This window comes from Psychrobacter sp. FME13 (assembly GCF_014861395.1).
GTDB lineage: Bacteria > Pseudomonadota > Gammaproteobacteria > Pseudomonadales > Moraxellaceae > Psychrobacter.
In genome coordinates this window covers 1-6,991 of sequence record NZ_RRYV01000164.1, presented here as the reverse complement: position 1 = coordinate 6,991, position 6,991 = coordinate 1, and the positions used below count along the sequence as shown (strand labels likewise).

At 41.1% G+C, this 6,991-nt stretch carries 7 protein-coding genes and 1 pseudogene; 5 read left to right on the top strand and 3 right to left on the bottom strand.

The genetic code is table 11. The annotated features are described in order from the left end of the window. The 3 genes from EI164_RS13740 to EI164_RS13730 all read left to right on the top strand — a co-directional run. Window positions 1-320, top strand: a 320-nt coding sequence (locus tag EI164_RS13740) for a transposase (protein ID WP_318779513.1), incomplete at its 5' end; no start/stop codon positions are given. A 183-nt stretch (window positions 321-503) separates the two neighbouring features. Further along, window positions 504-1,901, top strand: a complete 1,398-nt coding sequence (locus tag EI164_RS13735; protein WP_192520495.1) for a nicotinate phosphoribosyltransferase — start codon at window positions 504-506, stop codon at window positions 1,899-1,901. Next, complete coding sequence (locus EI164_RS13730; RefSeq protein ID WP_192520494.1) at window positions 1,895-2,713, top strand: SGNH/GDSL hydrolase family protein; 819 nt, start codon at window positions 1,895-1,897, stop codon at window positions 2,711-2,713. The genes EI164_RS13735 and EI164_RS13730 overlap by 7 nt, the downstream gene beginning before the upstream one ends. A 198-nt stretch (window positions 2,714-2,911) precedes the next feature. On the opposite strand, the gene EI164_RS13725 is transcribed toward EI164_RS13730, so the two are convergent. Beyond that, window positions 2,912-3,181, bottom strand: a complete 270-nt coding sequence (locus EI164_RS13725) for a type B 50S ribosomal protein L31 (protein ID WP_192520493.1) — start codon at window positions 3,179-3,181, stop codon at window positions 2,912-2,914. Window positions 3,182-3,493: 312 nt separating this feature from the next. Then, window positions 3,494-4,327 (bottom strand): LysR family transcriptional regulator, encoded by an 834-nt coding sequence (locus EI164_RS13720; RefSeq protein WP_192520492.1) that lies wholly within the window; start codon window positions 4,325-4,327, stop codon window positions 3,494-3,496. Window positions 4,328-4,455: 128 nt separating this feature from the next. Here EI164_RS13720 and EI164_RS13715 point away from each other — a divergent pair, with 128 nt between their 5' ends. Together EI164_RS13715 and EI164_RS13710 are read left to right on the top strand one after the other, a co-directional pair. Then, the gene (locus tag EI164_RS13715) at window positions 4,456-5,619 is read left to right on the top strand and encodes a YbfB/YjiJ family MFS transporter (protein WP_192520491.1); all 1,164 of its coding nucleotides are present in this window, start codon (window positions 4,456-4,458) and stop codon (window positions 5,617-5,619) included. A 244-nt stretch (window positions 5,620-5,863) separates the two neighbouring features. Further along, window positions 5,864-6,844: a peptidoglycan bridge formation glycyltransferase FemA/FemB family protein gene (locus EI164_RS13710; protein ID WP_192520490.1), complete on the top strand. Its 981-nt coding sequence runs from the start codon at window positions 5,864-5,866 to the stop codon at window positions 6,842-6,844. Here the strand turns inward: EI164_RS13710 and EI164_RS17140 are convergent. Further along, window positions 6,841-6,991, bottom strand: a pseudogene (locus EI164_RS17140) (IS30 family transposase); the annotation flags it as partial. The gene EI164_RS13710 and the pseudogene EI164_RS17140 sit on opposite strands and share 4 nt — an antisense overlap.

The following is a 6,991-nucleotide window of genomic DNA, read 5'->3' as shown; positions in this document are numbered from 1 at the left end:
CTGATAAAGGGTATATCAGCCCGAGTCTGACATCGTACTACGACGCTCAAGGAGTAGATTTACAAACGCCACTCAGAGCTAATATGAAAGAAGATAGACCCAAACCTGTGGTAAGACGGCTAATGAAAGCCCGCCGTATCGTTGAAACAGTCATTGGTCAGTTATCAGAACGATTTAATATACAAAAGGTACGAGCAAGAGATTTATGGCATTTGTCTCATCGATTGATTCGTAAGATTCTGTCGCATAATCTGTGCTTTGTACTCAATAAAAAACTTGGTAACCCGCCTCTTCAGTTTGATTTGCTTATTTCAAGTTGAGAGTGGGGTAGTCTATATAATTTATTTTCACAGTTGTTTGATTTCTAAAACCTGATTTATCATTTTTGCATATATTTTTGTACAATCAGTTTCACCGCCCGAGTCGATAGACGGCAAGGGTTTATCGCCAAAGCTGTTTTTTATCAAATCAGCTATGGCATTTCAAAGCAGAGGAGTTCTGTGATGTATACCAGTAATTTAAATAATTTAATCCTTAATAGTGATAGCTATAAAACCTCACATTGGGTGCAATACCCAAGCGGTAGTGAGTATCTGTCGAGCTACATAGAAGCCCGTAAAGGCGACTATGATGTGATGTTTTTTGGCTTGCAAGCCTTTATCAAAGAATACCTAAGCACCCCCATTACCCATCAAGATATCGATGAAGCCGAAATGGTCATTCAAGCACACGGCTTGACCTTTAACCGTGCTGGTTGGGAGCGTTTGGTGGACAAACACGGCGGCTACCTGCCGTTGCGTATCGAAGCTGTCCCCGAAGGTAGCATCGTGCCAGTATCTAACGTGGTCTGTCAGGTCATCAATACCGACCCTGAGTTTTACTGGTTACCAAGCTATATCGAAACTGCTCTATTACGTGCGATTTGGTATCCATCAACGGTCGCTAGTGTCTCGCATTATTGTAAAAATATCATCCGTAAAGCATTAGAAAAATCAGCAGATAACACAGATTCGCTTACTTTTAGGCTGCATGATTTCGGCTCACGTGGTGCATCTAGTCAGGAGTCTGTAGCACTCGGTAGCTTGGCACATTTGGTGAACTTTGCGGGTACAGACTCAATGGCGGCGTTAATAGCTGCCAGTCGTTGGTATCAGATGGGCCAAGATATGCCAGCGTTTTCTATCCCTGCGGCTGAACACAGTACCATGACAGCATGGGGCCGCGATGGCGAAACCGCTGCCTTTGCCAATATGATCGAGCAGTTTGGTGGTGAAGGCAAAGCATTTTCGGTGGTGTCTGACAGCTACGATCTATGGAACGCCATCGATAACATTTGGGGTGGCAGCCTAAAAGACGACGTGAAAAATATGGGCGGTACACTGGTTATTAGACCAGACAGTGGTGAGCCTACCAAAGTAGTCCGTGAAGCATTAGAGCGTTTGGCAGTGAAGTTCGGGACAACTATTAATAGTAAAGGTTATAAGGTACTACCTGATTATGTACGAATCATCCAAGGGGATGGTATTAGCCCGCAAAGCTTGACCAAGATTATTAATGTCATATTAAAAGCAGGCTTTAGCGCAGATAATGTCACATTCGGTATGGGTGGCGGTCTATTACAGCAAGTCAATCGCGATACCATGAGCTGGGCAATGAAAGCCAGTGCTATCTCTATCGATGGCGTATGGAAAGACATTTATAAAGATCCTATCACTAGCCTCTCGAAACGCTCAAAAAAAGGTCGCTTGGCTTTAGTCCAAAACGCTGACGGACAGCTAACAACTATCAAGGCCGATGAATTGGTAACTGATGCAGACAACCTACTACGGGATGTCTATGTCGATGGCAAGCTATTAGTCGAAGACAGTCTGACGACTATTCGGGAGCGTGCAGGATGGTAAAAACCAATAAGCTAACTTCTGTCGCAAAGGATATTTTACTTGCCCCGGTCTACCTCTATCAAGGACGAAAAATCAAGCGAGATACCGTTAGATTGCCTGAGCCAAATGGGGAAAGGAATGGTCGTGTCAAACTAAACCAGTCTACGGATGTCAAAAAAACCACGCTAAACTTAATGGTTGTTGGTGACTCGGCCGCCGCTGGTGTTGGTAGTGCGTCACAGCAGGAAGCCCTAGTCGGCAAGCTCATTCCAATCCTAACACAGCAGCCCACCATCAATACTCAGTTTGAGGAGCTGATATGGTCATTGCAAGCAACGACTGGCCATACCAGCTTTGATATCCTTCGTAGGCTATATATTTTGCCTATGCCTAGTCAACCCGTTGATGTGATGGTACTAAGTGTTGGCGTCAATGACACTACTTCTAATGTTTCTACACACAAATGGCAGCAGCAGATTGAAGATATCATTGCTATTGCTCAGCGTAAATTTGGTGTGCGAGAATTGATTTTTTCAAGTCTACCACCGATGGCACAAATGCCTGCAATACCTACTCCACTCAATAACTTTGTTGGTGCGAAAGCCTCAATGCTCGACACAGTATTGCAAAAAATCTGTGCCGATCATGATGGTGTCAACTATATGGCAACTGACTTTGCACGGATGATAGAAGAACACTCTAATGGCACGCCTATCGATATTGCTGTAATGTTTGCCAGTGATGGCTTTCACCCTAGCAGTCTTATGTATGGCTATTGGGCGCAGCAATTATCAGAGCAGATTGTACAAGCAATAGAAACTACCACTGCCTAAAACTTACATACAGTCAGCGAGCCACTGAGCCACTATAGCATTACCCTACTTAAAGGTACTACTTATACAGTTGGCTGTCTTGTATCCATTACAGAGTGCTTTGACTATAATGCTACTTATAAAATTCAAATAAAAAAACCGCTGAATATCAGCGGTTTTTTATTGCTTATCGAGATGTATTTATACCATAGGTATAAATTACTCAGCAGCTTTCTTACTACGACCACCAAACGCACCAAAGCGTTTGTTGAAGCTAGCAACACGGCCTTCAGTAGAAGTTTTACGTTGCTCACCAGTATAGAATGGATGTGACGCACTTGAAATATCAAGTGGGTAGTATGGGTATTCTTTACCTTCATATTCACGAGTAGCTTTAGTTTTAACTGTTGAACGAGTCAAAAAGAAAACGTCAGCGTTAGTGTCGTGGAACAAAACTTCTTGGTAGTTAGGATGGATATCTTTACGCATAATAAGCTCTCTATGTCCGATGTATGTATAGAGATTTTAGACGGTATCTTTTATGATACGCAAAATCAATAATGACATACGTAACTGAGGCACTAAGGGCATTTATAAGTATGGCAACTGCGTCACTGGCTTATTCCAGCACCCAATACCATTTCCCTGCTCACTTAGCCTTTCCCCAGCGGGAAAATTAAACCGCGATTTTAACGTTTTTTGGTGTTTGACGCAAGCATATCTGATATTAAGACCCTAATAATATAAGAATACAAAACTGACAAAAACCAGTCAGGCCTGACTTAAAAATAGCATGACATATTATTCGGTTAACAATTTTGCGAGCGTCAGTATCCCTGATGATAGCGGGCTATCTTTACGATAAACAATCGATAGCTGGACATTTTTTGCACCATTACTCAGTGGTGTCATGACCAATGACTTTTCATATCGACTACCTACCACCATGTTTTGGCCGATAATAGTATATCCTAGCCCCGCAGCGGTACAACCTAAGACACCATCGGCGCTGCTCATCAACATCAGCTCATCACTACTTCTACCTGCTTCCTGCTGCCAAATGAGCGCCTGTGTTCTGTAACCACACCCTTCATCACGCACCAATAGCACAGGGTCATGCTCACTGTCTAATGGCGTCACCATCACTAGCGTTTCTTTTACAATAGGAATCACCTCAAGATCTTTGTGCTTAGGTGGATTGCCGATTGCCGCACAATCTACTTTATGGTTCAGTACAGCTAGTACCAACCGATCACTAGTGTCTGTATGAATTTTAGCGCGAATCTCAGCATGATTTAACTTAAGTTGTTTGAGTGCCAACGGCATATGAACGGCCGCAAAGGTTTCCGGCATACCGATTCTTAATTCATAACTGTCTTTGTTACACAAAATAGCCGAGGTTGCCTGATACTCTAATTGTAAAATTTGATCGGCATAGTCGCACAGCTGTCGGCCGCTAGGAGTTAATTGCAACTTTCTGCCAACGATATTGAATAACTTTGTGTCCAGCTCTCTTTCAAGCTTTTTGATACGATTAGTGATATTCGACTGGACGGTATGCAGTTTTTCAGCAGCGCCTTTAATGCCATCTTCATCAACCACCGCTTTAAACGTTTTTAGCCCCAAAATCTCCATATAGACATCCTTATCCATTTATTAAACACTTCTTATAATAAGAATCTTTTGTTCTAAATAATTCAATTTTTAAGACTAACAGAGTCACGTATTCTTTGTGAATCACTTTCCTATATTAAGTCATAAAAATGTCTATAAAGCTCACGAAAATCCGTGTATACATTGCTGGAATTTGTAGTTTGATAGTGACCGTAGGTGTTGCTAGGTTTTCGTATAGCCTGCTATTACCCGTTATGCAAGAAGGCGCGGGCTTAACAGATCTAGGTAGCGGATGGTTGGCTAGCACCAATTTTATGGGCTATATGTTTGGTGTGTTGCTTGCTGCGAGTATGCATAATCTCAATTATAAATATAACTTACATCGTATATATCTTGTTTTGAGTGTCATCACTTCTGCTACCATGGTTTTGACCACAGATATAACCACTTGGGCAATATTGAGATTCCTCGCTGGAACCTGTGCTTCGGGTGGATTTATTATCGCTTCAGGATTGGTACTAAAATGGCTAGTAAAAAACAACCACCGTGCTGAGTTAGGTATTCATTTTGCAGGTGCAGGTTTGAGCATCGTCATCACCTCGTTATTGTTTGAGGCAATACAAGCGCTAGAAGCAGATTGGCAACAGCAGTGGTTGGCCTTATCTGTCTTGGCGATTGTCTTTGCTGTACCTGCGTGGTTATGGATGCCACATCCTTCCACCGAAAATAAAAATCAAGAAGTGGTTAAGGACAACCCACCCAGTAAGACTTTCAAGTCACTCATGATGCTCGCTTACTTTTGTGCTGGTTATGGCTACGCGGTAAGCTCTACTTTTATTGTTGATATTGTAGAAGGTACCAAAGGTTTGCAAGGGCAAGGCGGTTTGGTTTTTCTTTTGATTGGCTTAGCTGCTATACCCGCTGCACTTATATGGGATCGTATTGCTCGAAGATTTGGTTATCTCAAAACGCTCATTGCCGCCTATCTGTTACAGGTAACGGGTATCATACTACCTGCTCTCAACAACAGTTTACCTACTGCCATAGTCAGTGCCTTATTATTTGGTGGCACTTTCATCGCTTGTGTGAGCTTGGTATTAACAATGGCAGGTAAGTTTTTTCCCAGTGATCCTGCCAAATTTATGGGAACAATGACATTGTCTTATGGCGCGGCTCAAATTATAGCACCCGTCTGCACTGGTTATATTGTCGAGATTTATGGAAGTTATAACCCAGGCCTATACCTGTCAGCAGCGGTTGTCATGGTTGGTACAGTTTTTTTATATAGCTTGTTAAATTTGAAACATCCTTAGCTAAAGAAAATAGTTCATGTCATACTACCAGGCAAATGTTCAAAATAGCCTAAAAATATGTTTTGGAATGAAATAAAGCAGCTATCGAACGAGCTATTTTCCATATTATAAAAGTTACCCTTTTATTACTACCTAACATATATTCAGTAAAATAAGTAAATACTCTTGTTAACCTCAGAGTTTATTGTTATATTTATATATAAGAATTTACGAATATAGTACTCAGTACTGAGGAATCAAAGAAATGGATACAGCAGAAGTTGCGTTAGTCACTGATGCAGATACAATAGAAGTTGAGTTTGTAGGTATAGATAAAGAATGGGATAAACAAATATCAGACTATAATTTTGACGTCTACCACTTATCTGGTTGGATTACGGCATCATCTGTCATCGATAAAGGGACTCCTCAAGGTATCATCGCTCACTATAAAAACAAAAAAGTATTTCTACCTATTATCATACGAGAAATAGATGCAGAGTGTTGGGATGCCACATCTACTTATGGTTACGGTGGTCCTGTGATGGACCAGTCTCTAACCGATGCCCAATTAGATATCATTCTAACAGAAATAAGGGCCTGTCTCTTTAAAAAAGGCTGTGTCTCTCTATTTATGCGCCTGCACCCAATCATCAATAAAGATTGGCTACCCACTGTTGGACAAGCCTTAACTCATGGGCTAACATTAATATCTGACCTAAATAAGTCTGAAGAACAACACTGGAGCGAAACCCAAAATCGCCATCGCAGAGGTATCAAAAAAGCTCTAAAAATGAATGTTGTGACCAAGATTGAGCCATTAACTAAAGAAAATGCCATGGTGTTTTCAAAAATTTATAAAGAAACTATGGCGCATGTCAAAGCATGTCAATATTACTTTTTTGATGATGCTTATTTCTTCAATTTATTTAAGAATCTTCACGACAGAATACTCTTGATAACAGCCTATCAAAATGGCAAAGCGATTGGGTCATCTATATATACCCTCTGTAAAGAATCTGGCATCATGCAATTCCATCTTGGCGGTACACTTAATGACTATACAAATTTGCAGCCATCCAAACTGATTACTCATGTTGCGCGTGGTTGGGGCAGAGAAAATCAATATCAGCTACTACATTTTGGTGGAGGTTTAGGCTCTAAACTAGATTCTTTATATGAATATAAAAAAGGATTTAGCTCACGAGAATTATTACTTAGATTAACACACCAAGTGCAACGCTAATTAATATTATAGAACGCCTGCATAGGCGTCTTAAACCCTAATCGTTTTCTTGGTCTGTTGTTTAATTTGTTCTCAATGTCCTGCATCTCATCATCAGAGACTTGTCTAAAGTCACAACCCTTAGGCAAGTACTCTCTGATAAGGCCG

What these genes read in the sequence shown, in the direction of transcription:
- EI164_RS13735 (WP_192520495.1), top strand. Translation starts at nt 504, where the DNA reads ATGTATACCAGTAATTTAAATAATTTAATCCTTAATAGTGATAGCTAT.
- EI164_RS13730 (WP_192520494.1), top strand. Translation starts at nt 1,895, where the DNA reads ATGGTAAAAACCAATAAGCTAACTTCTGTCGCAAAGGATATTTTACTT.
- EI164_RS13725 (WP_192520493.1), bottom strand. Translation starts at nt 3,181, where the DNA reads ATGCGTAAAGATATCCATCCTAACTACCAAGAAGTTTTGTTCCACGAC.
- EI164_RS13720 (WP_192520492.1), bottom strand. Translation starts at nt 4,327, where the DNA reads ATGGAGATTTTGGGGCTAAAAACGTTTAAAGCGGTGGTTGATGAAGAT.
- EI164_RS13715 (WP_192520491.1), top strand. Translation starts at nt 4,456, where the DNA reads ATGTCTATAAAGCTCACGAAAATCCGTGTATACATTGCTGGAATTTGT.
- EI164_RS13710 (WP_192520490.1), top strand. Translation starts at nt 5,864, where the DNA reads ATGGATACAGCAGAAGTTGCGTTAGTCACTGATGCAGATACAATAGAA.